This window comes from Streptomyces sp. MS06 (genome assembly GCF_047200655.1).
Taxonomy (GTDB): domain Bacteria; phylum Actinomycetota; class Actinomycetes; order Streptomycetales; family Streptomycetaceae; genus Streptomyces.
Map to the genome: position 1 here is coordinate 1 of NZ_JBJZOJ010000051.1, position 26,258 is coordinate 26,258.

The 26,258-nt window shown below is 72.3% G+C and carries 23 protein-coding genes; 13 read left to right on the forward strand and 10 right to left on the reverse strand.

Translation table 11 applies throughout. The features are described 5' to 3' along the window. Positions 1-177: 177 nt before the first annotated feature. The gene (locus tag ACL02U_RS24290) at positions 178-1,122 is read right to left on the reverse strand and encodes a hypothetical protein (RefSeq protein ID WP_412793038.1); all 945 of its coding nucleotides are present in this window, start codon (positions 1,120-1,122) and stop codon (positions 178-180) included. A gap of 79 nt (positions 1,123-1,201) precedes the next feature. Here ACL02U_RS24290 and ACL02U_RS24295 point away from each other — a divergent pair, with 79 nt between their 5' ends. The 4 genes from ACL02U_RS24295 (at position 1,202) to recX (ending at position 5,151) form a co-directional block, all read left to right on the forward strand. After that, entirely contained in the window at positions 1,202-1,396 is a 195-nt protein-coding gene (locus ACL02U_RS24295) for a DUF3046 domain-containing protein (RefSeq protein ID WP_412793039.1), read from the forward strand. 103 nt (positions 1,397-1,499) lie between these two features. Beyond that, entirely contained in the window at positions 1,500-2,759 is a 1,260-nt protein-coding gene (locus ACL02U_RS24300) for an AI-2E family transporter (RefSeq protein ID WP_412793040.1), read from the forward strand. 445 nt (positions 2,760-3,204) lie between these two features. Beyond that, entirely contained in the window at positions 3,205-4,338 is a 1,134-nt protein-coding gene (gene recA, locus ACL02U_RS24305; protein ID WP_412793041.1) for a recombinase RecA, read from the forward strand. A gap of 3 nt (positions 4,339-4,341) precedes the next feature. Next, a complete protein-coding gene (gene recX / locus ACL02U_RS24310; protein ID WP_412793042.1) occupies positions 4,342-5,151 on the forward strand; it encodes a recombination regulator RecX in 810 nt (269 codons plus the stop codon). A gap of 258 nt (positions 5,152-5,409) precedes the next feature. On the opposite strand, the gene ACL02U_RS24315 is transcribed toward recX, so the two are convergent. From ACL02U_RS24315 to ACL02U_RS24335, 5 genes are all read right to left on the reverse strand, one after another. Further along, positions 5,410-7,011 (reverse strand): FAD-dependent monooxygenase, encoded by a 1,602-nt coding sequence (locus ACL02U_RS24315; protein WP_412793043.1) that lies wholly within the window; start codon positions 7,009-7,011, stop codon positions 5,410-5,412. Between the two features lie 175 nt (positions 7,012-7,186). Then, a complete protein-coding gene (locus tag ACL02U_RS24320; protein ID WP_412793044.1) occupies positions 7,187-8,098 on the reverse strand; it encodes an amino acid ABC transporter permease in 912 nt (303 codons plus the stop codon). Continuing rightward, on the reverse strand, positions 8,095-8,763 hold the full coding sequence (locus ACL02U_RS24325) for an amino acid ABC transporter permease (RefSeq protein WP_412793045.1): 669 nt from the start codon (positions 8,761-8,763) through the stop codon (positions 8,095-8,097). Before ACL02U_RS24325 ends, ACL02U_RS24320 begins: the two co-directional genes overlap by 4 nt. Before the next feature lie 114 nt (positions 8,764-8,877). Then, complete coding sequence (locus ACL02U_RS24330) at positions 8,878-9,711, reverse strand: glutamate ABC transporter substrate-binding protein (RefSeq protein ID WP_412793046.1); 834 nt, start codon at positions 9,709-9,711, stop codon at positions 8,878-8,880. 103 nt (positions 9,712-9,814) lie between these two features. After that, the gene (locus ACL02U_RS24335) at positions 9,815-10,591 is read right to left on the reverse strand and encodes an amino acid ABC transporter ATP-binding protein (protein WP_412793047.1); all 777 of its coding nucleotides are present in this window, start codon (positions 10,589-10,591) and stop codon (positions 9,815-9,817) included. 295 nt (positions 10,592-10,886) lie between these two features. Between ACL02U_RS24335 and ACL02U_RS24340 the strand changes: the two genes are divergently transcribed. Both ACL02U_RS24340 and ACL02U_RS24345 read left to right on the forward strand, forming a co-directional pair. Beyond that, a complete protein-coding gene (locus ACL02U_RS24340) occupies positions 10,887-11,573 on the forward strand; it encodes a response regulator transcription factor (RefSeq protein ID WP_412793048.1) in 687 nt (228 codons plus the stop codon). A 10-nt stretch (positions 11,574-11,583) separates the two neighbouring features. Further along, positions 11,584-12,987 (forward strand): ATP-binding protein, encoded by a 1,404-nt coding sequence (locus ACL02U_RS24345; RefSeq protein ID WP_412793049.1) that lies wholly within the window; start codon positions 11,584-11,586, stop codon positions 12,985-12,987. Between the two features lie 259 nt (positions 12,988-13,246). Here ACL02U_RS24345 and ACL02U_RS24350 read toward each other — a convergent pair whose 3' ends face one another. Next, positions 13,247-14,245, reverse strand: coding sequence for a TAXI family TRAP transporter solute-binding subunit (locus tag ACL02U_RS24350; RefSeq protein WP_412793050.1), 999 nt, complete (start codon positions 14,243-14,245; stop codon positions 13,247-13,249). Between the two features lie 299 nt (positions 14,246-14,544). On the opposite strand from ACL02U_RS24350, the gene ACL02U_RS24355 reads away from it, so the two are divergent. Further along, positions 14,545-15,018: a GtrA family protein gene (locus tag ACL02U_RS24355; RefSeq protein ID WP_412793051.1), complete on the forward strand. Its 474-nt coding sequence runs from the start codon at positions 14,545-14,547 to the stop codon at positions 15,016-15,018. 12 nt (positions 15,019-15,030) lie between these two features. On the opposite strand, the gene ACL02U_RS24360 is transcribed toward ACL02U_RS24355, so the two are convergent. Both ACL02U_RS24360 and ACL02U_RS24365 read right to left on the reverse strand, forming a co-directional pair. Then, complete coding sequence (locus ACL02U_RS24360; protein WP_412793052.1) at positions 15,031-16,161, reverse strand: lytic polysaccharide monooxygenase; 1,131 nt, start codon at positions 16,159-16,161, stop codon at positions 15,031-15,033. A 346-nt stretch (positions 16,162-16,507) separates the two neighbouring features. Next, positions 16,508-17,644 carry a GH12 family glycosyl hydrolase domain-containing protein gene (locus tag ACL02U_RS24365; protein WP_412793053.1) on the reverse strand — a complete coding sequence of 379 codons (1,137 nt, stop codon included), beginning with the start codon at positions 17,642-17,644 and terminating at the stop codon, positions 16,508-16,510. 298 nt (positions 17,645-17,942) lie between these two features. Between ACL02U_RS24365 and miaB the strand changes: the two genes are divergently transcribed. Both miaB and ACL02U_RS24375 read left to right on the forward strand, forming a co-directional pair. Continuing rightward, positions 17,943-19,469, forward strand: a complete 1,527-nt coding sequence (gene miaB / locus ACL02U_RS24370) for a tRNA (N6-isopentenyl adenosine(37)-C2)-methylthiotransferase MiaB (RefSeq protein ID WP_412793054.1) — start codon at positions 17,943-17,945, stop codon at positions 19,467-19,469. Positions 19,470-19,608: 139 nt separating this feature from the next. Beyond that, the gene (locus tag ACL02U_RS24375) at positions 19,609-20,343 is read left to right on the forward strand and encodes a class III extradiol dioxygenase subunit B-like domain-containing protein (protein ID WP_412793055.1); all 735 of its coding nucleotides are present in this window, start codon (positions 19,609-19,611) and stop codon (positions 20,341-20,343) included. Between the two features lie 400 nt (positions 20,344-20,743). Here ACL02U_RS24375 and ACL02U_RS24380 read toward each other — a convergent pair whose 3' ends face one another. Then, a complete protein-coding gene (locus ACL02U_RS24380) occupies positions 20,744-20,986 on the reverse strand; it encodes a hypothetical protein (RefSeq protein ID WP_412793056.1) in 243 nt (80 codons plus the stop codon). Positions 20,987-21,261: 275 nt separating this feature from the next. Here ACL02U_RS24380 and miaA point away from each other — a divergent pair, with 275 nt between their 5' ends. The 4 genes from miaA to ACL02U_RS24400 all read left to right on the forward strand — a co-directional run bounded on the left by miaA (position 21,262) and on the right by ACL02U_RS24400 (position 26,240). After that, positions 21,262-22,200 carry a tRNA (adenosine(37)-N6)-dimethylallyltransferase MiaA gene (gene miaA / locus ACL02U_RS24385; RefSeq protein ID WP_412793057.1) on the forward strand — a complete coding sequence of 313 codons (939 nt, stop codon included), beginning with the start codon at positions 21,262-21,264 and terminating at the stop codon, positions 22,198-22,200. Between the two features lie 107 nt (positions 22,201-22,307). Beyond that, positions 22,308-22,811 (forward strand): hypothetical protein, encoded by a 504-nt coding sequence (locus ACL02U_RS24390; protein WP_412793081.1) that lies wholly within the window; start codon positions 22,308-22,310, stop codon positions 22,809-22,811. A 117-nt stretch (positions 22,812-22,928) separates the two neighbouring features. Next, entirely contained in the window at positions 22,929-23,798 is an 870-nt protein-coding gene (gene dapF, locus ACL02U_RS24395) for a diaminopimelate epimerase (RefSeq protein WP_412793058.1), read from the forward strand. Positions 23,799-24,008: 210 nt separating this feature from the next. Further along, a complete protein-coding gene (locus ACL02U_RS24400) occupies positions 24,009-26,240 on the forward strand; it encodes a RelA/SpoT family protein (RefSeq protein ID WP_412793059.1) in 2,232 nt (743 codons plus the stop codon). Positions 26,241-26,258 lie beyond the last annotated feature (18 nt).

A 26,258-nucleotide genomic window follows, 5' to 3' on the forward strand; every position in this document is an offset into this window, starting at 1 on the left:
CCCCCCCCCCCCCCCCCCCCCCCCGCCCGGCGCCCGGGTCCGCCCCGCCGGCACCCGGCCCGGACGTCGCGGCCCGGACGCGTCGGCTCGACCCCGGCCGGTACGGCCCCCGCCCGGACGGGCGCCCGCGCCCGGAGGGACTCCGGGCCGCGGGCGCCGGACGCTCGCGCCCGGTGCTCAGCCGATCGGGCGACCGTGCGCCCTGAGGGTGCGCAGCGCCTCGATCGTCACGATCGAACGCCCCTCCAGGGCCGGGGCCGACGCCCACTTGCGCCACCGGACCGGCCAGCCGCCGTCCTCCTGCTGCTCCGCTGCCAGGAAGTCCAGGGAGCGGGCCATCTCCTCGTCGGTGAACCAGGCGCGGGCCAGCGAGCGTGGCGTCGCGGCGTAGTCGTGCGGGAAGTGGTGCTCGCCCGGGGCGTACCCGGGGGACACCGGGTAGGTGGCGCGGTCGTCCGGCTCCAGGACCGCCAGCCGGTGCTCGCGCACCAGCCGGCCCAGCCGGTCGGCGGCCGCCTCGGCGCGCGAGCGGTCGGGGACGCGGTCCAGGAAGGCGACCGCGGCCTCGATCTCGTACGGGTGCGAGTCCCGCAGGGTCTCGATGCGCTGCCAGCAGTAGTCGGTGGCGCGGAAGAGCCAGGCGTGCCAGACCTCGTTGCGGTGCAGCAGTCCCACCACCGGCCCGGTGGCCAGCAGGTCGCTGGGCGGATCGTCCACGATCGGGACGAACGGGGCCGCGGGGTAGCCGCGCTGGCCGGGATCGACCGCCGGCAGCGCCCCGTCACGGGTGGACACGGCCGTCAGGTAGCGGCACACCCGTTCCACACGCTGTCCGCCGCAGCGGCCGGTGCAGTCCAGGACGTGCAGGGCGCGCGCGGCGTGCAGCGGCTGGCTGACCGGGCCGCGCAGATCCGGCTCCAGGGCGTGGCCGTAACCGCCGTCGTCGTTGCGGTAGGCGTCCAGCGCGGTCTCCACCGGATCCGCGCCGCCGTTCAGGAAGAGGTGGGCGAAAAGGCGCTGCTCCAGTACGCGTGCGGTGAGCCAGACGAAGTGTTCGGCACGGAAGAGCGGGGAGCGTGCCGTGGACGTAGGGGGGAGTGGGGATGCTCCGGTTTCGGCCATGGGCAGACGGTAGGACGGAAAGCGGTCTCCGGATGCCGTCCCGGCACGGGCCGACCCCCCGGGGCGGGATACTGGGGGCATGCGGTTGACGGTCTTCTGGCAGCGTATGGCGGAGCACTTCGGAGCGGGCTACGCGGACACCTTCGCGCGCGATCACGTGATGACGCAGCTCGGCGGGCGTACGGTGCACGAGGCCCTGGACGCCGGTTGGGACGCCAAGGACGTCTGGCGCGTGGTCTGCACGGTGATGGACGTCCCGCAGGAGAGGCGCTGAACGGACGGCGCACCCGGTCCACCCGCGGCGTCGGAGTCCGGCCACGGGCGGGCCGGCCACCGCGAGACTCCCGTTTGTCAGCGGCGTGGGTGAGACTTGGCCCGTGGCAACCACCGACGAGTCCGGGCATCCGGTCCCGCATGCATCAGCGTCCCCGTCCGACGCGCCGCCGGCCGGCGGCGCCCTCCGGCCGAGCGCCCGCATGCCGCGCTGGCTGCCGCGGGCCATGGTGCTGGCCCTCGCCCTGATCGCCGTCTTCCAACTGGGCAGCTGGGCGTTCCACCAGCTGACCGGCCTGTTGATCAACATCCTCATCGCGTTCTTCCTGGCCCTCGCCATCGAGCCCGCGGTGAGCTGGATGGCCGCCCGCGGCCTGCGCCGCGGGTTCGCCGCCTTCCTGGTCTTCCTGGGACTGCTGATCGTGAGTGCCGGGTTCGTCACCCTGCTCGGTTCGATGCTCGCCGGTCAGATCATCAAGCTGGTCGAGGGGTTCCCGGACTACCTCGACTCCGTCATCAGATGGATCAACGCGAGTTTCCACACCGACCTGAGACGGGTCGACGTGCAGGAGGGGCTGCTCCGCTCCGACTGGTTGCGCAAGTACGTCCAGAACAGCGCCACCGGTGTGCTCGACGTCTCCGCGCAGGTCCTCGGAGGCCTGTTCCAACTGCTGACGATCGGCCTCTTCTCCTTCTACTTCGCCGCCGACGGCCCCCGGCTGCGCCGCGCCATCTGCTCGGTCCTGCCCCCCAACCGGCAGGCCGAGGTGCTGCGCGCGTGGGAGATAGCCGTCGACAAGACGGGCGGCTACCTGTACTCGCGGGGGCTGATGGCGCTGATCTCCGGCATCGCGCACTACGTGCTGCTCCAGGCGCTGGGCATCCCGTACGCGCCCGTGCTCGGCGTGTGGGTCGGTGTGGTCTCGCAGTTCATCCCCACCATCGGCACCTACCTCGCGGGGGCCCTGCCGATGCTGATCGCCTTCACCGTCGATCCCTGGTACGCGCTGTGGGTGCTGGCCTTCGTCGTGGTGTACCAGCAGTTCGAGAACTACATGCTGCAGCCGAAACTGACCGCGAGGACGGTCGACATCCACCCCGCCGTCGCCTTCGGCTCCGTCATCGCCGGCACCGCCCTGCTGGGTGCCGTCGGCGCCCTGATCGCCATCCCGGCGGTCGCCACCCTGCAGGCCTTCCTGGGCGCCTACGTGAAGCGGTACGACGTCACCGACGATCCGCGGGTCCAGGGCCACCGGAGACGGGGCGCGGGCCCGAACCTGCCGCTCGGCGCTCGCGGACCGTGGGGGCGGACCGGTGCGCGGACGGATCCGGGGGCGGCCGAGGCGGGCGCGGAGCCGGGCTGAGGAGGCGGCACGGACCGGGGTGGAGCCGGGTGTGACCGGATGGGATGAGACCGCCCACAGCCCGACCGCCCCGGCAGCGGTCGCTCAGCAGTCCGACGCTGCGACGAGCCGCTGCCGGCGCGGTTCGCCCAGGGACGTGCGGTACGGCAGCCGGGCCAGCGACGGCCGTGTGGCCGCGAGGTGGAGCCGGGGCGCGGTGTGTCCCGCCGGTTGCGGACCCGCGAGCGTAGTCTCGGATGTGCCGCGCGGTGCGCTTGACACAAAAATCGAACATCTATTCTCATAGAGGCTCCGGCAAGGCTTCCGCAGGGGGATTTCGACCCGGTTCGGGTGGATGTGCCAGCCAGTTGTCCACAGGCCGGGCCGGCGTCGGGGCGCATTGTCAGTGGCAGGCGTTAGCGTCTTTGACGTGAAGCGATCGACTCAAGCAAACCGGGTGGAACCCATGGCAGGAACCGACCGCGAGAAGGCCCTGGATGCCGCCCTCGCACAGATCGAACGGCAATTCGGCAAGGGCGCGGTCATGCGCATGGGCGAGCGCACGAACGAGCCCATCGAGATCATCCCGACCGGGTCGACCGCGCTCGACGTGGCACTGGGGGTGGGCGGGCTGCCGCGCGGCCGGGTCGTCGAGGTCTACGGACCGGAGTCCTCCGGTAAGACCACGCTGACGCTGCACGCCGTGGCCAACGCCCAGAAGGGCGGCGGCACCGTCGCCTTCGTCGACGCCGAGCACGCCCTCGACCCCGAGTACGCCAAGAAGCTCGGCGTCGACATCGACCAGCTCATCCTCTCCCAGCCGGACAACGGCGAGCAGGCGCTGGAGATCGTGGACATGCTGGTCCGCTCCGGCGCGCTCGACCTGATCGTCATCGACTCCGTCGCCGCGCTCGTCCCGCGCGCCGAGATCGAGGGCGAGATGGGCGACAGCCACGTCGGTCTCCAGGCCCGCCTGATGAGCCAGGCCCTGCGGAAGATCACCGGTGCGCTGAACCAGTCCAAGACCACCGCGATCTTCATCAACCAGCTGCGCGAGAAGGTCGGCGTGATGTTCGGTTCGCCGGAGACCACGACCGGTGGCCGTGCGCTGAAGTTCTACGCCTCGGTGCGTCTGGACATCCGCCGTATCGAGACCCTGAAGGACGGCACCGAGGCCGTCGGCAACCGCACCCGGGTCAAGGTCGTCAAGAACAAGGTCGCTCCGCCCTTCAAGCAGGCCGAGTTCGACATCCTCTACGGCCAGGGCATCAGCCGCGAGGGCGGTCTGATCGACATGGGCGTGGAGAACGGCTTCGTGCGCAAGGCCGGCGCCTGGTACACGTACGAGGGCGATCAGCTGGGCCAGGGCAAGGAGAACGCCCGCAACTTCCTCAAGGACAACCCCGACCTGGCGAACGAGATCGAGAAGAAGATCAAGGAGAAGCTGGGCGTCGGCGTGCATCCCGAGGAGCCCGCCGCCGCACCCGGTACCGACCCGGCGGTCGCCACCGCGACGTCTGCGGACGGTGCCGCGAAGGCGGTGCCCGCGCCCTCGGCGGCCAAGACCGCGAAGACCAAGACCGCGGCCGCCAAGAGCTGATCCGTGACACGGCGAACCGACTGGGCCGAGTACGCCCCCCTCGACGCACCGCGGGGGCGGAGCGCGGAAGGGCAACCCGGCTCCGACGGGACGGACGGGGGCAGACACGGGCACGGGCAGGTCGGTGCCGGCGATGACCTGCAGGCAGACGGGCACGGGCATGAAGGCGACGGTGCGGCCGGCGCATCGCACCGCGGGCACGGCACGTCCGGCCGCCGGGGGCGCGGTCGGCGGCGTGGCGGCTCCGGCGGGCCGCCCGGTGAGGACGGGAGTTCATCTTTCTCGTCGAGGGCCGAGAAGGAGGAACCTCCGGGGGACCCGGTCGAGCGGGCACGGGCGATCTGCCTGCGCCTGCTCACCGGGACCCCGCGCACGCGGAAGCAACTCGCGGACGCCCTGCGTAAGCGGGAGATCCCGGAGGAAGCCGCAGAGGAGGTGCTGTCCCGGTTCGAGGAGGTCGGCCTGATCGACGACGGCGCGTTCGCGGACGTGTGGGTCGAATCCCGGCACCACGCCCGAGGACTGTCCCGGCGCGCGCTCGCCCGGGAACTGCGAACCAAGGGCGTCGACTCGGCACTGATCGACGAGGCCGTCTCCCAGCTCGACACCGAGCAGGAGGAGGCCACCGCCCGGGAACTGGTCGCCCGCAAAATGCACGCCACGCGTGGTCTCGACCGCGACAAGCGTCTACGCCGACTGGCCGGAATGCTCGCCCGCAAGGGCTATCCGGAGGGAATGGCCCTGCGCGTCGTACGGCAGGCACTGGAGGACGAGGGCGAGGACACGGAGGATCTCGGCGGGGACGGATTCTGACGTCCGTTCACCCCAGGCCCTGGACACGGTGGACGCGCGGGGGCGCCGATCGCGTTCGGGGCACCACGCGTCCGCCGGCGCCGGCGCGGGTCACCGGCGACCGGGTGCCGGCAAACAGCCGGAAAGCAGAGTCGCCGACCCACGACAGCCACAACCCACACCCCTCACGGCCCTGCCGCGCGCCCGGCAGCGGTCGTCCACGGCCGGGGGCTGCAGCGTCCGCTCCCGCAATGGTGGGGCGGTCGCTGCGGAGATCCGCTACGGCGTTGCCGGACCCGCCGGGTCGTCCGACTTCGCCGCACCGCCCACGACCGCCTCCGCCGCCGCGTACAGGTCCGCGGGGCGCACCCCGCCCAGCGCGGTGACCAGGTGGCCGTCCGGTCGCACCAGGAGGACGGTGTGGGCGGCCGCGCCCGGGTACTCCTCGGCGACCAGCAGCTCGGCGGTGTGCGGCAGGGCGCTCACCGCGGCCACCAGCCGGGGCATGATCCCGGCCGACACCCAGTGCCTGCGCTCCCACACGCCGGTCCCCGGCGCGATCAGGACCACGAGCAGCGCGCCGCGACCCAGTCGGTCGCGCAGCTGTACGAAGGATCCGTCCTCCGCGGTGACCCGCACGTCCGTCACCGGAGCGCCCGGCGGTGTGTCCACGGGCACCTCCGCCTCCAGGTGCCGGGGCGCCAGCGGGGATCCGGTGTATTTCCCCGGCTCGCCCAGCGGACCACGTCCCAGGTGACCTTCGGTGAGCAGCGCGTCGTGTCCCCGGGCCGTGCCCGGCACGTAGGCCCGCAGCCCCGCGCCGCCCCGCAGCAGGGGCAGCACCTGGTCCGCGGTGCGCAGCCGGGAGGCGACCACCGCGCGCCGCTCGGCCTGGTAGCTGTCGAGGAGGGTCTCGTGCGGCCCGTGGTGCCAGGCCAGCGCCAGTTTCCAGGCCAGGTTGTCGGCGTCCCGGAGTCCCTCGTCGAGTCCCTGCGTGCCGACCGCGCCCAGCAGATGCGCGGCGTCGCCGGCGAGGAAGACCCGGCCGGCGCGCCAACGGCGGGCCAGGCGGTGGTGGACGGTGTGGACGCCGGTGTCGAGCAGTTCGTAGGGCGGAGTGGTGCCGCCCGCCCAGCCGGCCAGTGTCTCCCGCACCCGGTTCACCAGCAGTTCCGGTGTGACCAGGTCCTTGCCGGGCGGCAGCAGCCAGTCCAGGCGCCACACCCCCTCCGGCAGCGGGCGGCCGGTGATCTCCCCGGCCGACGGGCCGGAGGTGCGCCAGGGCGGCATCCGCTGCAGCAGCGCCTCGCCCGGCCAGGGGAGTTCCGTCCGCAGTGCGGCGACCGCGTGCCGTTCCACCGCCGTGCGCCCGGGGAAGCGGATGTCCTGGATCTTGCGGACCGTCGAGCGCGGGCCGTCGCAGCCGACCAGGTAACTGCCCCGCCACCATGTGCCCTTCGGGCCGCGGGTGTGCGCCGTGACACCGCCCGGTTCCTGTTCGAGGCCGTCCAGGCGGCTGTCCACGGCGATCCGGGCGCGGGGTTCGGCTTCCAGGGCGGACCGCAGGACGCCGGTCAGCGTGTGCTGGGCGAGGTGCAGGGGAGCGGGGTCGGACTCCCCGAACGAGATCGCGCGCATCACCTGTTTGCGCCGCATGGAGCGCCATCCGGCCCAGCGCACTCCGACCTCGGTGAGCGGTACACCGGTGAGCCGCTCCAGCAGCGCGGTGGTGTCCTCGCGCAGCACGACCGTCCGCGCGAGCCGCGGCTCGTCCTTGCCGGGGCCCTCGTCGAGGACGACGGTGGGCACTTCCTGGCGGGCCAGTGCCAGTGCGAGCGTGAGCCCGACCGGCCCGGCCCCGGCGATGATCACCGGGTCCACGGCGCGGCGCTCCCTGCTTGCAGCAGCGTTCCGGTGGACGGAGGTGAACAGGGGGCCGGAGCGGGGTGCACGATCACAGAACGTATGCAACCCACTGCCGCTGCCCGCGTCAAGCGACGGAGGCAGCGGTGATCACGCCGCTGCCTCCGTACGGGTCAATCGCACTGACGGTTGGTCAGACCGCGCCCTCGCCGGCGCCGGTTCCGTACGTGCCGCCGACTTCCGCCGGGTTGGACTCCTCGGGCTCCTCGGCGCCGAGCACCGCGCCGGTGCCGCGCTTGCTGCGGCGCAGCCGGCCCTCCAGCCAGGAGGCGAAGGAGGTCAGGCTGAAGTTGACCACGATGTAGATGAGCGCCACCACGATGAAGCTGGGCACCACGTTGGCGTAGTTCGCCGCGAGGGTGCTGCGCGAGTTGAGCAGCTCCGTGTAGCCGATCATCACACCGCCCAGCGCGGTGTCCTTCACGATGACCACGAGCTGGCTCACGATGGCCGGCAGCATGGCCGCGACCGCCTGCGGCAGCAGGATGCTGGTCATCGTCTGGCCCTTGCGCAGCCCGACCGCGTAGGCGGCCTCCGTCTGCCCCTTGGGCAGGGCCAGGATGCCCGCGCGGACGACCTCCGCCAGCACCGAGGCGTTGTAGAGCACAAGACCGGTGACGACCGCGTAGAACGGCCGGTTGCTGCTGGTGACGTCCGTGGAGCGGGCGAAGAACTCGTTCGCGAACAGCATCAGCAGCAGCACCGGGATGGCGCGGAAGAACTCGACCACCACACCGGCGGGGGCCCGCACCCAGCGGTGGTCGGAGAGGCGGGCGATGCCGAAGAACGCGCCCAGCGGCAGGGCGATCACCATGGAGAGCGCCGCCGCCTTCAGCGTGTTGACCAGCCCGGGCAGCAGGTAGGTGGTCCAGGCGGGGGAGTTGGTGAAGGGCTTCCACAGCGCCCACTCCAGCTCGCCCTTGTCGTCCAGCGCCCGCCAGATCCACCAGGCCGCCAGGGCCAGCAGGACGACGAAGACGACCGAGACGACCACGTTGCGCCGTTTGGCGCGGGGGCCCGGAGTGTCGTAGAGGACGGAACTCATCGCTTCACCGCCAGTCGCTTGCCGAGCCAGCCGAGCAGCAGGCCGGTGGGCAGGGTCAGTACCACGAAGCCGAAGGCGAAGACCGCCCCGATGGCCAGGGTCTGGGCCTCGTTCTCGATCATTTCCTTCATCAGCGTGGCGGCCTCGGCCACGCCGATGGCGGCCGCCACCGTCGTGTTCTTGGTCAGCGCGATCAGGACGTTGGCCAGCGGGCCGATGACCGAGCGGAAGGCCTGCGGCAGCACGATCAGCCGGAGGGTCTGGCTGAAGTTCAGCCCGATCGCCCGGGCCGCCTCCGCCTGGCCGAGGGGCACCGTGTTGATGCCGGAGCGGATCGACTCGCAGACGAACGCCGAGGTGTAGCCGACCAGGCTCAGTACCGCCAGCCGGAAGCCCTGGAGCGCGAAGTCGTCGGACGCGCCCATCGTCACGCCGAAGATGTCGGCGAGGCCGAGCGAGCTGAAGACGATGATGACCGTCAGCGGGATGTTCCGCACGATGTTGACGTAGACGGTGGCGAACCCGCGCATCAGCGGGACCGGGCTGACCCGCATCGCGGCCAGCAGGGTGCCCCAGATCAGGGACCCCACGGCGGAGAAGACGGTGAGTTTCACCGTCATCCAGAACGCCCCTAGGACGTCGTAGCCTTCAAGAAAGTCGAACACGATCTCCCGCGCTTCCGGGTGTGTGGCGTACGTGGAGTGCGGCGGGCGCCGCCGCCGGGACGCGGGCGGGCGGCGGCGCTCACCGAGGGGACCCCGAGCGTGCGGTGTCCTGCGCTACTTGACGATGTTCCCGATCTGCGGCGCGGGCTCGTTCTGGTAGCCGGCCGGGCCGAAGTTCTTCTCGACGGCCTGCTGCCAGGCGCCGTCGCTCTCCATCTTCTTCAGCGCGTCGTTGATCTTGTTGAGCAGCTCGGTGTCGCCCTTCTTCACACCGATGCCGTAGTTCTCGTTGCTCAGCTTCGCGCCGACCAGCTTGAACTGGCCCTTGTACTTGTCCTGCGCGGCGAAGCCCGCGAGGATCGAGTCGTCGGTGGTCACCGCGTCCACCGCGCCGCTCTGCAGGCCGGCGATGCACTCCGAGTAGCCGCCGTACTCGCGGAGCTGGGCGTCCTGGGCGAAGTCGTTCTTGACGTTCTGCGCCGAGGTGGAGCCGGTCACGGAGCACAGCTTCTTCTTGTTGAGGTCCGTGGCCTTGGTGATGGTCGAGTCCTTCTTCACCAGCAGGTCCTGGTGGGCCAGCAGGTACGGGCCGGCGAAGTCGACCTTGGCCTTGCGCTTGTCGGTGATCGAGTACGTGGCGGCGATGAACTTCACGTCGCCGCGCTGGAGCGCGTTCTCGCGGTCGGCGCTCTTGGTCTCGACCCACTCGATCTGGTCCGGCTGGTAGCCGAGCTGCTTGGCGACGTAGGTGGCCACGTCCACGTCGAAGCCGGAGAAGCCGTCGGGCTGCTTCAGGCCGAGGCCCGGCTGGTCGAACTTGATGCCGATCTTGATCTTGGAGCTGCTGCCGGAGGAGCCGGAGCTGCTGTCGTCGCCACCGCAGGCGGTGGCGGCCAGGGCGAGGGTGAGTACGGCGGCGGAGGCGGCGGTGACCTTGCGGAGCTTCATCGTGGACTTCCTTTGCGTGGTGAACAGGAGCGGGCCGGCGGGGGCGGGTGAGGCGGTCCGTCGGGGTGCGCGGGGTCGTCGGTGGGCCGGCGCGAGGGCGCCGTCAGTGGTGCAGGATCTTCGACAGGAAGTCCTTGGCGCGGTCGCTGCGCGGATTGCTGAAGAACTGGTCGGGTGTGGCCTGTTCGACGATCCGGCCGTCCGCCATGAACACCACGCGGTTGGCGGCCGAGCGGGCGAACCCCATCTCGTGGGTCACCACGACCATCGTCATGCCGTCGCGGGCGAGTTGCTGCATGACCTCCAGCACCTCGTTGATCATCTCCGGGTCGAGGGCCGAGGTCGGCTCGTCGAACAGCATGACCTTCGGGTCCATCGCCAGGGCCCGCGCGATGGCCACGCGCTGCTGCTGGCCGCCGGAGAGCTGTGCGGGGTACTTGTCGGCCTGCGCGCCGACGCCGACCCGGTCGAGCAGGGCACGGGCCCTTTCCGCGGCCTGCTTCCTGTCCGTCCTGCGGACCTTGATCTGGCCCAGCATGACGTTCTCGAGCACGGTCTTGTGCGCGAACAGGTTGAAGGACTGGAAGACCATGCCCACGTCGGCGCGCAGCCGGGCCAGGGCCTTGCCCTCCCGGGGCAGCGGCCGGCCGTCGATGGTGATCGAGCCGGAGTCGACGGTCTCCAGGCGGTTGATGGTGCGGCAGAGCGTGGACTTGCCGGACCCGGAGGGCCCGATCACCACGACGACCTCACCGCGGGCGATCGTCAGATCGATGTCCTGGAGCACGTGCAACGCGCCGAAGTGCTTGTTGACGCTCTTCAGGACGACCAGTTCGTCGGTCGCGGCCGTGTCTTCCCCGGCCACCGATACTTCGGTCATCGCTTCCTGGCTCCGTCCTCCTCGGTTTCGGAGGACAGTAATCAGCGCTTCCGAACAGCGTCATTACATCTGAGGGGAATCTGAGCATCACGATCCGATAGCAATCGGACACCTGTCGTAGCAGTGGCCGGCATGCGACCCCGGTCCACGTATCGGCCGCATAACGGAAGGTGCCGGCGGTCGGAACCCACTTGACGGCGCACTCGTCCATCAGCGTGACTGCCATGGTGCCCGCGCGCGTGCGCGCGTGCTTGCCGAACGGCATAGTCTGCCCGATGAACGGAAGGAGGCTGGGATGAGGCTGCTCCTCGTCGAGGACGACAACCATGTCGCAGCCGCTCTCTCCGCGGTCCTCGCGCGGCACGGATTCGAGGTCACGCACGCCCGCAACGGCGAGGAGGCCCTGCAGGCGCTGGTCCCCGAGGGGCCCGGCTTCGGTGTGGTCCTGCTCGACCTCGGCCTGCCCGACCAGGACGGCTACGAGGTCTGCGGCAAGATCCGCAAACGCACCGCCACCCCCGTGATCATGGTGACCGCCCGTTCCGACGTGCGCTCCCGCATCCACGGGCTCAACCTCGGTGCCGACGACTACGTGGTGAAGCCGTACGACACCGGGGAACTGCTCGCCCGCATCCACGCGGTCAGCCGCCGCACCGCCCACGACGAGGCTGCCGGCCCCGCGGACGAGGCGCTGAGCCTGGGCTCCGTCCACATCGAGCTTCCCACCCGCCAGGTCACCGTCGACGGTGCGGTGATCCAGCTCACCCGCAAGGAGTTCGACCTCCTCGCCCTGCTCGCCCAGCGCCCCGGCGTCGTGTTCCGGCGGGAGCAGATCATCAGTGAGGTCTGGCGGACCAGTTGGGAGGGGACCGGCCGCACCCTGGAGGTGCACGTCGCCTCGCTGCGGTCAAAGCTGCGCATGCCGGCCCTGATCGAGACCGTACGCGGCGTCGGGTACCGGCTCGTCGCCCCGGCCGCCTAGCGGGGACGGGTTGCGCACACGTCTGCTGCCGCTGCTGATCGTCCTCATGGCGGCCGTGCTGCTCGCGCTCGGTATTCCGCTCGCGGTCAGCCTGGCCGCGGCCGAGCAGCAGAAGGTCGTGGTGGACCGGATCGACGACACGGCCCGCTTCGCCTCCCTGGCGCAGTACGTGAACACCAGTCCCGCGGGCGGCGAGAAGCCCGAGGAGGAGCGGTTGGAGACGCTCCGCCGCGAGCTCGCCAGCTACCACGAGGTCTACGGCATCCGCGCCGGGGTCTTCTACCGCGCCGACACTCCCATGGCCCGCGCGCCCGCCGACTTCTTCCTCCCGCGCAGCGGTGAGGTGCGGGCCGCCTTCGCGGAGGCGCTGCTGAGCCGCCGCAGCCACGACCCCGAACAGGTGTGGCCCTGGCAGCAGGGCCGGCTGGTGGTCGCCTCGCCGGTCATCCGGGACGGCGACGTGGTGGCCGTCGTGGTCACCGACTCGCCGACGGGGGAGATGCGGGCGCGCATCCTGCACGGCTGGCTGGTCATCGCCGCCGGGCTGATCGCCGCGATGCTCCTCGCCGTGGGCGCGGCGCTGCGGCTCACCGGGTGGGTGCTGCGGCCCGTGCGCGTGCTGGACGCCACCACCCACGACATCGCCACGGGGCGTCTGAAGTCCAGGGTCGCGGCGGCCGGCGGGCCACCGGAACTCAGGCGGCTGGCCGGCTCGTTCAACGAGATGGCGGACCACGTCGAGGATGTGCTGGAGCAGCAGCGTGCCTTCGTCGCGGACGCCTCCCACCAGCTCCGCAACCCGCTCTCGGCGCTGCTGCTCCGTATCGACCTGCTCGCCCTCGACCTGCCCGAGGGCCATCAGGAGGTCGCCTCCGTCCAGGCCGAGGGCCGCCGTCTCGCCAGCGTGCTGGACGATCTGCTGGACCTCGCCCTCGCGGAGCATGCCGAGGCCGACCTCAAGACCACCGACATCGGTCAGCTGGCCGCCGAACGCGTCGCCGCCTGGGCGCCGGCCGCGCAGGCAAGAGGCGTCCGGCTGGTCGGCGACTGCCCCGCCACCACCGCCTGGGCCGACCCGGTGACGCTGTCCTCCGCGCTTGACGCGGTGATCGACAACGCGGTCAAGTTCACCCCCGAGGGCGAGTCCGTCGAGGTGGAGGTCGGCTCCAACGGCGCGTTCTCCACGGTCGTGGTCAGCGACCACGGCCCCGGACTGACCGACGAGGAGCTCTCCCGCATCGGCGACCGCTTCTGGCGCAGCGGCCGCCACCAGAACGTCAAGGGCTCCGGCCTCGGCCTGTCCATCACCCGTGCGCTGCTCGCGGCGGGCGGCGGCTCCCTCTCCTACCGGCACCACGAGCCGCGCGGCCTGGCGGTGACCGTCACCGTCCCCCGCCACGGTCCCGCGACCTGATCGGTTCCCACCCGGCGACAGCCTGGCGACCACCCGGCGACCGCTTTGCGGCGGCTCCCCGTCCGCTCCGTGGTCCACCGGCCTCCCCGCCTCCGCCGCATCGCGGTCCGCGCCGCCGCTGCGGGGCGTACCGGCTCGGGGCCGTCCGTGCCCGTGCGCCCGCCGCGACCGCTGCGTGGGCCTCCCCGCCGGCCTCCACCCGACCTGCCTGCGGGGGCGCACTCGGGTCCGGCTCCGCCCGGACGGCCCGGGAACCGGGTCAGGGCTTGACCGACCGGTAGTAGCGCCTCGCGCCCTCGTGCAGTTGCAGCGGGTCGGTGTAGATCGCGGTCCGCAGATCGACCAGTTGGGCAGAGTGCACATGGGCGCCGATGCCGTCCCGGCTTCTGATCACCGTGCGGGTCACCCACTCGGTCAGCTCGGGGTCGACGTCCGCCCGCGTGATCAGCAGGTTGGACACCGCCATGGTGGGCACCGCCGATCCGTTCTGCACCGTCGGGTACGCCGACTCCGGCATGTTGGTGACCCGGTAGTAGCGCGTGGCACCGCCCTCGTGGTGCAGCTTGGCCACGAGATCTGCCTCTATCGGCAGGAACCGGATGGCGAAGGAGTCGGCGAGCTGTTTCACTCCGCCCGTGGGCACCCCGCCCGACCAGAAGAACGCGTCGATCATGTCGTGCTGCAGCCGCCCCGGCGCCGTCGCGATGCCGCCGCTCTCCGGGATGATGTCCTTCCCCGGGTCGATGCCCGCCGCCTTGAGTACCCGGTCGGCGATCAGCCGCACCCCGGACTCAGGCGGCCCTATGCTCACCCGTTTGCCCCGCAGGTCCGCCACCGACCGGATGCCGGAGTCGCGCGGGACGACGACCTGGATGTAGTCGTCGTAGAGGCGGGCCACGCCGCGCAGTCCGCCGGCCCCCGGCCCGTGGCGCAACGCGTAGGTCTCCACGGCGTCGGCCGCGGCGATGGCGAAGTCCGCCTCGCCCGTCGCCACCCGTGTCACGTTCTCCTGGGACCCCTCACTGTTCTGCAACCTGACCCTGAGGTCCGGCATGTCCTTGGCGAGGGCGGAGCGCAGCCGCTTGCCGTAGTCCTGGTAGACGCCGCTCGGCGTGCCGGTGCTGATCGTGATCGACCCGGTGGGCGCCTCCTCGCCGAGCGGCAGCAACCACCACAGCAGCAGGCCGAGAACGACGACGCCGGCCGCCGCGCCCTGCAGGGCCCGGCGCCCGCCGATCCGGGGGAGCACCTTGGACATGCCCGCGATCCTGCCAGGCGAGCCGCCTCGCTGACCAGGGGCACCGGCGTGGACCGCCGGTCGGCGGGCCCGCCGGTGCCGCCCGCCGCAGCCGGGCGGCACGGGGAGCACCCGCCCACGGACCCGGTGGGCGGGGCCCACCGCGCCGCAGGCTCGGCGGGGTACTCTCCGGCAACGGCAGAGCGCAGGCGGCCGACGTCACAAGCGGTGACGACGGCCGCATCTACCATGAGGCGGAGCAGCACCCGACCGAGCCGAGGGCCGCGCACCGGACCGCACACGAAGGACCTCATCGCCTGATGCCATCCTCAGCCGCACGACCTCTGTCCGGTCAGGTCCTCGCCTTCGTGGCGGTCGGTGTGGTCAACACGGCCACCTACTACTGCTTCTACCTGCTGTTCCTGCTCCTTCTCCCGTATCTCGCGGCCCATGTCCTGGCATTCGCCATCAGCATGACCGGATCCTTCTTCCTGAACGCGCGCTTCACCTACCGGACCCGGCCGACCTGGCGGAAGTTCCTGCTCTTCCCCCTGACGAACGCGACCAACTTCCTGGCCACCACGGTCGGCGTCTACGTCCTCGTCGACGTCCTGGGGGTCGGCAGCCGGTACGCACCGCTGCTCGCCTCCGCGGCCGCTGTTCCGGTGACCTTCGTCCTCTCCCGCACGATCATGCTCCCCAGGCGGGAGCGGTCGGCCGCCGGACCGCCCGCGGTGCCCGCACCGCTGTCCGGCCCCGTGCCGGGACCGGACAGCGAGCAGGTGCGGGGCTGACCGGGCGGGCGGCTACGGCGTGACGCAACCGACCGCGCCGGTCGGCAGGTCGTCCCCGGCGGAGGTGGCGGTGAAGCCGAAGCTGACGCTGCCGTCGGGGGGCACTGTGCGGTTGTAGTCCAGGTTGCGGACCGTGACCGTCCCGTCCGCTCCGGTCGACGAGGCGCCGTTCCACAGGGTGCTGATCTGCGTGCCGGACGCGGGTTTCCAGCTCACGGACCAGCCGTCGAGCGCAGCGGTGCCGGCGTTGGACACCTCCACGGAGGCCTGGAACCCGCCGCTCCAGGAGTTCACCACGGAGTACGTGGCCGTGCAGTCGCCGATGGTCGGGTCCGACTGAGTGGGCGTCGGCGTCGGCGTGGCCGTGGGCGTCGGCGTGGCTGTCGGGGTCGTGGTCGGGGTCGATGTGGGGGTGGGGGTGGGGGCGGAGTCCCGGATGCCCGTCACCTCACCGTGGCCGCCGTCGAAGACGATGTCGGAGCAGGAGAAGAAGTTCTCCGGGCTGTCCGAGCGGACCCACTGGATGAAGAGCAGGGCGTCACCGGAGCGGCCGGACGGCAGCGGCATGTCCCAGTAGTAGTGGCCGCCGTCGGTGCCGGGCGTGCCCACCTGGGGCGGGTCGCTCACCGTCTGGATCAGATCCAGGTCGTCCCACCCCAGCTGGGAGGTGGGCGACCAGCCCGGCTTGGTCAGGTAGACCCTGAACTCACCCGGGTGGGCTGCCCAGTTGCTGTACTGCGCCTCGATCGTCTCGCCGCTGGTCAGATGGGTGCGGGGCCAGTCCGAGCGGGGCGCGTCGTAGCCCGAGAAGTCGTACGGCGCCCGGTCTCCGGCGCTGCAGAGGGTGCCGTCCGGTACGTAGCCCGGGCCCCGGCCGTCCGCGTTGGAGTCGAGCACCGCGAACCAGTTGTACAGCGAGGTCGAACCGCTCTGCGCGAGTGCGTCCTGGCAGGCGGGGTTGGTCGGGTCCAGTCCGCCGGTCGGCGTGAGCGCGTCGAGGTAGCACAGGTAGGTCCGGGAACCGGGCAGCATCGCCACCCCGTGGGCCTGTGCGCGGCCCTGCCCGAGAACGGCCAGGCCCAACGCTGCGACCAGCGTCGACAGGACCGCCGCCAGCGACAGGATCCTGCTGCGTCGCGTCATGGTCTCTCTCCTTCCTCTCTCCGTTTCTCCGTCCTTGGTCGTGCTGTTCGCCGTCGTGCTGTTCGCCGTCGTGCTGTTCGCCGTCGTGCTGCTTGTCGTCGTGCTGCTTGTCGTCGTGCCCGGTGGAGGCCTCGCGCCGCCCGGTCGGCGGGCGGCGGGGTGTGGGGCCCCGCCCGCCCGGGGCGATTCCACCCGGGCGGGCGAGGAGGTCCGGGCCGGATCAGTGGGTTGTCTTTCCGGGAGAGGTCCCAGCGCGGGGGGTGTCGCCGCGGGGCTCCGGGGGCCCGCCCGGGCGGAGTGCGGGCGCGGGGCGGACGGCCCCCGGAGCGTGCTGCGGAGAGCGGTCTCAGGCGGTACTGCAGGTCGCCCCGTTCAGGGTGAAGCCGGCCGGATCGGTGTAGCTGCCGCCGTAGGTGCCCTGGAATCCGAAGGACACCTGGCCGCCGGCCGCGATCTGGCCGTTGTAGCCGAGGTCGCTCGCGGTGACGGCCCCCGACGACGGGGAGACGGCGGCGCTCCAGGCGCCGGTGATCCGCTGTCCGGACGGCAGGGTGAACCCGAGCTGCCAGCCGTCCACCGGGGAGGAGCCGGTGTTGGCGACGGTGACGTCGGCGGTGAAGCCGCCCTGCCAGACGTTGGTCGTGTACGTCACCGTGCAGGTTGCCGGGTTCCCGGGGTCCCCCGGGTCGCCGGGACCGGTGCCGCCCGTCTCGACCGACGAGGAGAAGGAGGTCACGGCGAGCCCGGTCCCGTTCTGCCAGGGTTCGAAGCCGGCCTGCACGCTGGTGAGGTACCAGCTCTCCCGTGCCAGCCCCCGCGATTCGGCCTGCCGGACGAAGTCCATGACGTCGAAGCTCCAGCTGGTGATCGCGGACGGCGCGACGAAGGACAGCACGTCGTTGCCGCCGTTGTTGCCCGACCACACCTGCCACTGGCGTCCCGCCACGGTGGCGGTCCCGACCTGCGATCCCACCGGCTGGACGGGGCCGACCTCGTTGAACCAGACCATGATCTCGGTCTGGTTCACCCCGTCCGTGCGCGGCGTCGGGTCGAGCCAGATGTCGTACGCGGCGTCGTACACCGCGTCGGCGACGTAGCCGTACGAGATGCCGGTGGGTGCGCTGGAGATGCCGTCGAGCCGGGCGGGGAGTTCGGTGCCGGGTGAGCAGTTGGTGTAGTGGCAGCCGTTGTAGACGGACGGGTACGACTTGGGGGCGCCGTTGGTGGCGGTGGAGCCGTCGGCCCGGCTGATCCTGAAGCCGGAGTCGGTGACGTCGATGCACTGGGCCTCGCCGGTGCCCCAGCGGTTGTTCTGCACGACGTAGCGGCCCTGGATCGTCGTCGACCCGAACTCCTCGCAGATCGTGGTGTCGGCGCCGGCCGTCGACACACCGGTCAGTAGCGCGGCAAGCGTGAGGAGCGAGGTGAGCAGCGCGACGAGCGGGCCGCGCGAGGTGCGGGCAGGGGGCGGTGACGGTCGCATGCGGATCCTCTCCGAAGGGTCGGGGAGTATGGGGGCGGGGGCGCTTCCGCGTGGAGTGTGGGAGCGCTCCCATTCCTTCGGCTCGGCTGGGACTGTAGGAGGAATGCATGTCCCTGACAAGACTGTGCGCCGGAATCCACCGACGCGACTTTCCCGCCGTGCAGGTCGACGCGGGGCGAGGAGGAGGGCCCGGCCGCGAGGCCCGGCGGGGCGGCGCCGTGCCCGGTCCGCTCACCGCCCCCGGCCGCGCGGCAGGCGCCGGGGCGGGGCTCTCTCCGGACCGCCTACCCTTGACCCCATGAGCAGCAGCGACCGGAGCCCCGCAGTGGATGCGCAGACGACCCCGACGTACGAAGTGCGCACCTACGGGTGCCAGATGAACGTCCACGACTCCGAACGGCTGTCCGGGCTGCTCGAGGACGCCGGGTACGTGCGCGCCCCCGAAGGCTCGGACGGCGACGCCGACGTGGTGGTCTTCAACACGTGCGCGGTGCGGGAGAACGCCGACAACCGCCTCTACGGCAACCTCGGCCGGCTCGCTCCGCAGAAGGCCAGGCGGCCCGGTATGCAGATCGCCGTCGGAGGCTGCCTTGCGCAGAAGGACCGCGACACCATCGTGCGGAAGGCGCCCTGGGTGGATGTCGTCTTCGGCACGCACAACATCGGCAGGCTGCCCGTCCTGCTGGAGCGGGCCCGCGTCCAGGAGCAGGCTCAGGTCGAGATCGCCGAGTCACTGGAGGCGTTCCCCTCGACGCTGCCCACCCGGCGCGAGAGCGCCTACGCCGCGTGGGTCTCGATCTCCGTCGGCTGCAACAACACCTGCACCTTCTGCATCGTCCCCGCGCTGCGCGGCAAGGAGAAGGACCGCCGCCCCGGCGACATCCTGGCCGAGGTGGAGGCCCTGGTGGCGGAGGGCGTCAGCGAGATCACCCTGCTCGGGCAGAACGTCAACGCCTACGGCTCCGACATCGGCGACCGCGAGGCCTTCAGCAAGCTGCTGCGTGCCTGTGGAACCGTCGACGGCCTGGAGCGGGTCCGCTTCACCTCGCCGCACCCGCGCGACTTCACCGACGACGTGATCGCCGCGATGGCCGAGACGCCCAACGTGATGCCGCAACTGCACATGCCGCTGCAGTCCGGCTCCGACACCGTGCTGAAGGCGATGCGCCGCTCCTACCGCCAGGAGCGCTACCTGGGGATCATCGAGAAGGTCCGGTCCGCCATCCCCGACGCGGCGATCACCACCGACATCATCGTCGGCTTCCCCGGTGAGACCGAGGAGGACTTCGAGCAGACACTGCACGTCGTGCGCGAGGCGCGGTTCGCGCAGGCGTTCACCTTCCAGTACTCCAAGCGGCCCGGAACCCCGGCCGCCACCATGGAGGGCCAGATTCCCAAGGAGGTCGTCCAGGCGCGGTACGAGCGGCTCGTCGCCCTCCAGGAGGAGATCTCCTGGGCGGAGAACAAGAAGCAGGTCGGCCGCACCCTGGAGTTGATGGTCGCCGAGGGCGAGGGCCGCAAGGACGGCGCCACCCACCGCCTGTCCGGGCGCGCCCGCGACAACCGCCTGGTGCACTTCACCAGGCCGGAGCAGGAGGTCCGCCCCGGTGACGTGGTCACCGTGGAGGTCACGTACGCCGCCCCGCACCACCTCCTCGCCGAGAAGCCGGTCCTGGACGTGCGCCGCACGCGTGCGGGGGACGCCTGGGAGAAGCGCAACGCCGAGGAGGCCGCGCAGCCGGCCGGCGTCATGCTCGGTCTGCCCACGATCGGCGCGCCCGCGCCGTCGCCGGTCGCCACGGGAAGCGCCTGCGGCTGCGACTGACCTGCCCCCGTACGCCCTGCGCCCGTAACCCCTGCGCCCGTCCGCTCTCCGCGGCTGCCTGCGGCTGCCCGCGGAGGCCGTGCGGCGCCGTCGGCCTCAAGGGCTCCACGGGCGCGGTGCGCGGGCTACCCTGCCGATCATGCTTGTAGCCGCCGCCGTCTGCCCCGGTCCACCGTTGCTCGTGCCCGAGGTCGCCGCGGGCGCCGCACCCGAGCTCGACGTTGTCCGCGCCGCGTGTACGGACGCGCTCGGCGTCCTCGCGGCTGCCCGCCCCGACCGGTTGGTGGTCGTCGGGCCGGCCGCGGAGGGCGGTCGTCACACGGAGGGCGCCCGGGGCGGCTTCCGCGGCTTCGGCGTGGACGTCGAGGTGGTACTGGGTCACGCGGAGGACGAGCCGGCCGCCGCAGCGGGGTCCGGCGGCGGTGAGGCTCCCCGACTGCCGGCCTCGCTCGCCGTCGCCGCCTGGCTGCTGCGGCGCGTCGGGTGGGCCGACGCGCCGCTCGAGGGACGAGCGGTGCCGGAACGTCTCGCTCCCGAGCAATGCGCCGAGGAGGGGCGGGTGATCGCCGCGCAGGCCGAACGGGTCGCCCTCCTGGTCATGGGCGACGGCAGCGCCTGCCGCACCCTCAAGGCGCCCGGTTACCTCGACGAGCGGGCGGCGCCCTTCGACGCAGCGGTGTCGCGGGCTCTCGCTGCGGCGGACGTGGCGGCGCTCGGGACCCTGGACGTGCAGTTGGCTCGGGAACTCAAAGCGTCCGGCCGGGCGCCCTGGCAGGTCCTGGCCGGGGCCGCCGCGGACGCCGGTCTGACCGGTGCACTGCTCTACGAGGGCGCTCCGTACGGGGTGGGGTACCTGGTCGCGGCCTGGTCATAGCGGCTCCCCGCCTGACCGTCCGGCTGGCCCGCACGCCGCACGGGCCCGGACGTTCGCACGCCGCACGGGTCCGGAGCCGGATGCTTCGGACGTCCACGCGCCGGTCGGGGGCGCGGACGGCGCCGTCCCGGCGCTGCGCCCGCGGTGGTCGTGCCGACCGGGGAGTGCCACCGGACGGGGACCCCCGGCGCGTTCGGCCGCAGTCCCGGGCAGGGCGGCGGCCCGGAGCCCCGGCAGCCGAAGGCAGCGCCGCAGCCGTGCGTGACCCACCCCGCGTCCGCGACGCGATCCGCCGCACCGGACCCCGGTGCCCCGCTCGGGGGACTGCAACCGGCCGGGGCCGGCGTGCGGCCCCAGGACACTTCAGCGCTGCTCGGCGCTGCTCGGCGCTGCGTGGCCGTCAGGCGCGTGCGCCGTCACCGACCGTGCTGTCGGCCGCCTCCCCCACGGACTGCTGCGACGGAATCCCGGTGGCCTGTTCCGACGCGGACGGTGCGGCCGGTGCGGTCTCCACGGCCGGCGCGGTCTCCGCCTCGGCGCCCTCCTCGGCCGGATCCTGCGGCGCCGTGTCCCCGGCTCCGTCCGCTGCCTCCGCCCCGGGAGCGGCCGCCGTCCCCTCTGCGGGGGACCGTGTCTCCTCCACCGGGGACCCGGTCTCCTCCACCGGTCCAACCGCCGACGACTCCGTTTCCTCCGCGGTCCGCGACCTCCGGAAGAACTTCCCGAAAACGCCCATGATCACTCCATACGGTACTTGTGCGGGAGCGTTCCCGCGCGGACCCGGCACGCGCCGTTGCGCGGCCCGGCCACCGGCTCTCCTGAACCGGCCGCGGGAGCCATGAACGGGAAACGAACCGCGGTCAGCGGTGTCACCTCACTCGTTCGAGGGCACCGTGCGAGGTTTGCGAGACTGGTGCGGTGAGCATCGTCGCCCCCGCCCCCCGCGTCCTCGCCGTCGTCGGCCCCACCGCGGCCGGAAAGTCCGACCTCGGCGTGTTTCTGGCCCAGCAACTCGGCGGCGAGGTCGTCAACGCCGACTCCATGCAGCTCTACCGAGGGATGGACATCGGTACCGCGAAGTTGACGCCCGAGGAGCGCGGAGGCGTGCCGCACCACCTGCTCGACATCTGGGACGTGACCGTCACGGCATCCGTCGCCGAGTACCAGCGGCTCGCCCGGGAACGGATCGACGCGCTGCTCGCCGCCGGCCGGTGGCCCGTCCTGGTCGGCGGCTCGGGCCTCTACATCCGGGGTGCCGTGGACAACCTGGAGTTCCCCGGCACGGACCCCGAGGTCCGGGCCCGACTGGAGGGGGAGCTCACCCTGCGCGGCTCCGGCGCACTGCACGCCCGGCTGGCCGCCGCCGACCCCGAGGCGGCCCGCGCGATCCTGCCCAGCAACGGCCGCCGGATCGTCAGGGCCCTGGAGGTGATCGAGATCACCGGCCAGCCCTTCACGGCAAACCTGCCCGGCCACGACTCCGTCTACGACACCCTGCAGATCGGCGTCGACGTCGCGCGCCCCGAACTCGACCAGCGCATCGCGCACCGGGTCGACCGCATGTGGGAGGCGGGGCTCGTCGAGGAGGTGCGCGCGCTGGAGGCGCAGGGGCTGCGCGAGGGACGCACGGCCTCGCGTGCGCTGGGGTACCAGCAGGTCCTCGCGGCGCTCGCCGGCGAGTGCACGCTCCAGGAGGCCCGGGAGGAGACCGTCCGTGCCACCAAGCGCTTCGCGCGCCGTCAGGATTCGTGGTTCCGACGCGACCCGCGGGTGCACTGGTTGAGTGGGGCCGCCGCGGATCGGGCGGAACTTCCGCGACTCGCCCTGTCGTTGGTCGAACGACCGGTTACAGCCTGATCACGTCATGGCATCGGGACGCCCCGGCCGCCATCCGGGCCTTCGGCGCCGTGCCATCATCGACCTTCGATCGACCAAGTGGAGCCGAGTTGGGAGGGCGCGTGGCGATGGAGGCCGGCCCTCGTGACACCGCACAGAGCACCGAACCCTTCACCACCGAACGTGGCGAAGAGGAACCGGACGGGCCCCGGCTCAGTCCGGACGGGCCCGACGGCGCCGAGGACGGCGTGACCGAGGACGGCCCGGAGCCCGAGGAAATGTTCACCTCCGGCCCCGAGGTCGAGGTCGAGCTGCGCCCGCAGCGCCGACTGCGCATCTGGCAGCTCGCCCCCATCGTCGGCCTGGCCGCGACCGGCTCGCTGATGTTCGCCTTCCCGCTCGCCTTCGACTTCGGCGACAGCGGCGCCGTGATCGCCATGCTGGGCCTGCTGATCTGCTCCTGCGCCGCCGGCTGGGGCATGATGGCCGCCCGCCGGGTGGGCTACACCTGGCCCGGCCTGCCCCAGCGCGGCTCCGGCCGCAGGTCGGACTGGCGGGTCGTCCTGACGTACGCGGTGGTGGTGGCCGCGATCGTCGTGCTGGCCATGTGGCGCGTCGCCCGGCTGCGCTGACGGCCGGCCCTCCGAAGCGGCGGCCCTCCGAAGCGGCGGCCCGCCGGCCGGCGGCACGGGACCGCTCCGGCCGGGCGGGGCGGCGGGGACCTCGCACCCACCCCGTACGATCGACCCATGAGCACCCGGATCGCCTTCCTCAAGGGGCACGGCACCGAGAACGACTTCGTGATCGTCCCGGACCCCGAGAACGCCCTCGACCTGTCCCCGGCCGCCGTCGCAGCGCTCTGCGACCGCCGGGCGGGCATCGGCGGCGACGGGCTGCTGCACGTGGTGCGGTCCGCCGCGCACCCCGAGGCGCGGGGGATGGCCGCCGAGGCGGAGTGGTTCATGGACTACCGCAACGGCGACGGCTCGATCGCGGAGATGTGCGGCAACGGCGTCCGGGTCTTCGCCCGGTACCTCCGGCACGCCGGTCTGATCCCCGAGGGAGACCTGGCGGTCGCCACCCGTGCCGGAGTGAAGTCCGTGCACCTCGCCAAGGACGGTGACATCACCGTCGGCATGGGCCGAGCCGTTCTCGCCGAGGGCGACGTCACCGTGAGCGTCGGGGGGCGCAGCTGGACCGCCCGGAACGTGAACATGGGCAACCCGCACGCGGTCGCCTTCGTGGACGACCTGGCGCACGCCGGGAGCCTGGACACCCCGCCTCCGTTCCGGCCCGCCTCCGCCTACCCGGACGGGGTCAACGTCGAGTTCGTCGCCGAGCGGGGCCCCGGCCACGTCGTCGTGCGGGTGCACGAACGCGGCTCCGGGGAGACCCGCTCCTGCGGTACCGGCGCCTGCGCCGTCGCCGTCGCGGCGGCCCGACGGGACGGTGCCGACCCCGCCGCCACGGGTACCCCCGCGACGTACACCGTGGACCTGCCGGGCGGTCGCCTGGTGATCACCGAACGGCCCGACGGCGAGATCGAGATGACCGGTCCCGCGGTGATCGTCGCCGAGGGCGAGGTAGACGCCGAGTGGTTCGGCGGCCTGCTGCGCTGAACCGCCCGGACGCCGGTCGAGGTCGGGCGCCGGCCCCGCTGCCCGTCGCTCGAATGGGTGATCCGTTTCACGCTCTGCGAGAGGCGGTCACTTGCGCGTGGTGGGCTCGGTAGCATCAAGCACCGGCTCGGACGGGGGACTGCCGCAGTCCCCCGAGCCGTGTCCGCCCTGGGGCACCCCGTCCGCCGGTCCAGCCAGCCGGAGGTGCGCATGAGCGCGGAGGCCACGAACCCAGCCACCCGGGACGCGGTCACCGACCCGGGCGCACCGGGTCGCCGCAAGGCCAGGCCCCGTATCGACCTGCGCCGCCTCGGCAGGGCCGCGCTGCTGGGTCCCGCCGCACGCGACCGCCTCCCCGACGCCATCGGCCACGTCGTCGACGCGCACCGCGCCCACCATCCCGACGCGGACCTCGAACCCCTGCGCCGCGCCTACGTGCTGGCCGAGTCCTCGCACCGCGGCCAGATGCGCAAGAGCGGCGAGCCGTACATCACGCACCCGCTCGCCGTGACCCTGATCCTCGCCGAACTCGGCGCGGAGACCACCACCCTGACGGCGTCACTGCTGCACGACACCGTCGAGGACACCGAGGTGACCCTGGAACAGGTCGGCGAGCAGTTCGGCAGCGAGGTCCGGTACCTGGTCGACGGTGTCACCAAGTTGGAGAAGGTCGACTACGGTTCCGCCGCCGAGCCCGAGACCTTCCGCAAGATGCTCGTCGCGACCGGCAACGACGTCCGGGTGATGTCGATCAAACTCGCCGACCGCCTGCACAACATGCGCACCCTCGGTGTCATGCGCCCGGAGAAGCAGGCCCGCATCGCCAAGGTGACGCGGGACGTCCTCATCCCGCTCGCCGAACGGCTGGGCGTGCAGGCCCTCAAGACGGAACTGGAGGACCTGGTCTTCGCGATCCTCCACCCCGAGGAGTACGAGCACACCCGGGAGCTGATCGTCGGCAACGCCGCCCGCGCGGACGATCCGCTCGCCGGGACGGCCGAGGAGATGCGCGTCGTCCTGCGCGACGCCGGGATCTCAGCCGAGGTCCTGGTGCGGCCGCGTCACTTCGTCTCCGTCCACCGGGTCGCACGCAAACGCGGTGAACTGCGCGGCGCCGACTTCGGTCGCCTGCTCGTCCTGGTCGCCGACGACGCCGACTGCTACGCCGTGCTCGGTGAACTGCACACCTGCATGACGCCCGTCGTCTCCGAGTTCAAGGACTTCATCGCCGTACCCAAGTTCAACCTGTACCAGTCGCTGCACACCGCCGTCGCCCGCGACGACGGCCAGGTCGTGGAAGTACTCATCCGCACCCACCGGATGCACAGGGTCGCCGAGGCCGGTGTCGTCGCCCTCGGCACGCCCTACGCCGCCGACACGGACGAACCGCCGTCCGCGGCGGACGGCGAGCGTGCCGACCCGACCCGCCCGGGCTGGCTCTCCCGCCTGCTGCTGTGGCAGGAGGCCGCGCCGGACCCCGACACCTTCTGGTCCACCCTGCGCGCGGACCTGGCCCAGGACCGCGAGATCACCGTCTTCCGGCCCGACGGCACCGCTCTCGGCCTGCCCGAAGGCGCGACCTGCGTGGATGCCGCCTACGCGCAGTACGGCGAGGACGCGCACGCCTGCATCGGAGCGAGTGTCGACGGCCGTCTCGCGACACTGAGCACCGTCCTGCGCGACGGGGACACCGTCGAGCTGCTGATGGGCCAGGACCCCGCCTCCGAACCCTCCCGCAAGTGGCTGGAGTACGCCCACACGCCCGCCGCCCGGATCGCCATCCAACGGTGGCTGGCCACCCACCCGACACCCACCGGAAGCCAGGACGGCGAAGCGGGCCGGCAAGGCGGGGGGACCGCGGAGGACGAGGCGGGTGCGGGCCCCGGGCGGCCGCGCGGTACCCGGCCGGGCCCGAACCGGGGTACCGCGGCGGCGCCCCCGCGCTCCGCGGCCGACGGCCCCCCGCCCCGCCCAGAGGCGAACGCCGTGGTGGACCTGCCCGGTGCGCCGGTGCGGCTCGCCGGATGCTGTACCCCCGTGCCGGCCGACGAGGTCACCGGATTCGCCGTGCGCGGGGGAGTGGTCACGGTGCACCGCGCCGGGTGCGCGGCCGTGGCGCGGATGCGCAGCGCGGGACGCGCGGAGATCGGAGTGCGCTGGGGCGAGGCCACCGAGTGCCGGGTCACCCTGGTCGCCGAGTCGTTCGGCCGTCCGCACCTGCTGGCCGACCTCACCGAGGCCATCGCGCAGGAAGGCGCCGAGATCGTCTCCGCCACCGTCGAACCACCCGATCAGCAGCGGGTGCGCCACACGTACACCCTCCAGCTTCCGGACGCCGCGCGGCTGCTCGGTCTCATGCGGGCCATGCGCGACGTACCCGGCGTGTACGACGTCAGCCGGTCGCAGCACCGCGGGACGGCCGTCGAGGCCTCGGGCGCGTGACGGGGGCGGGTCCCGGCG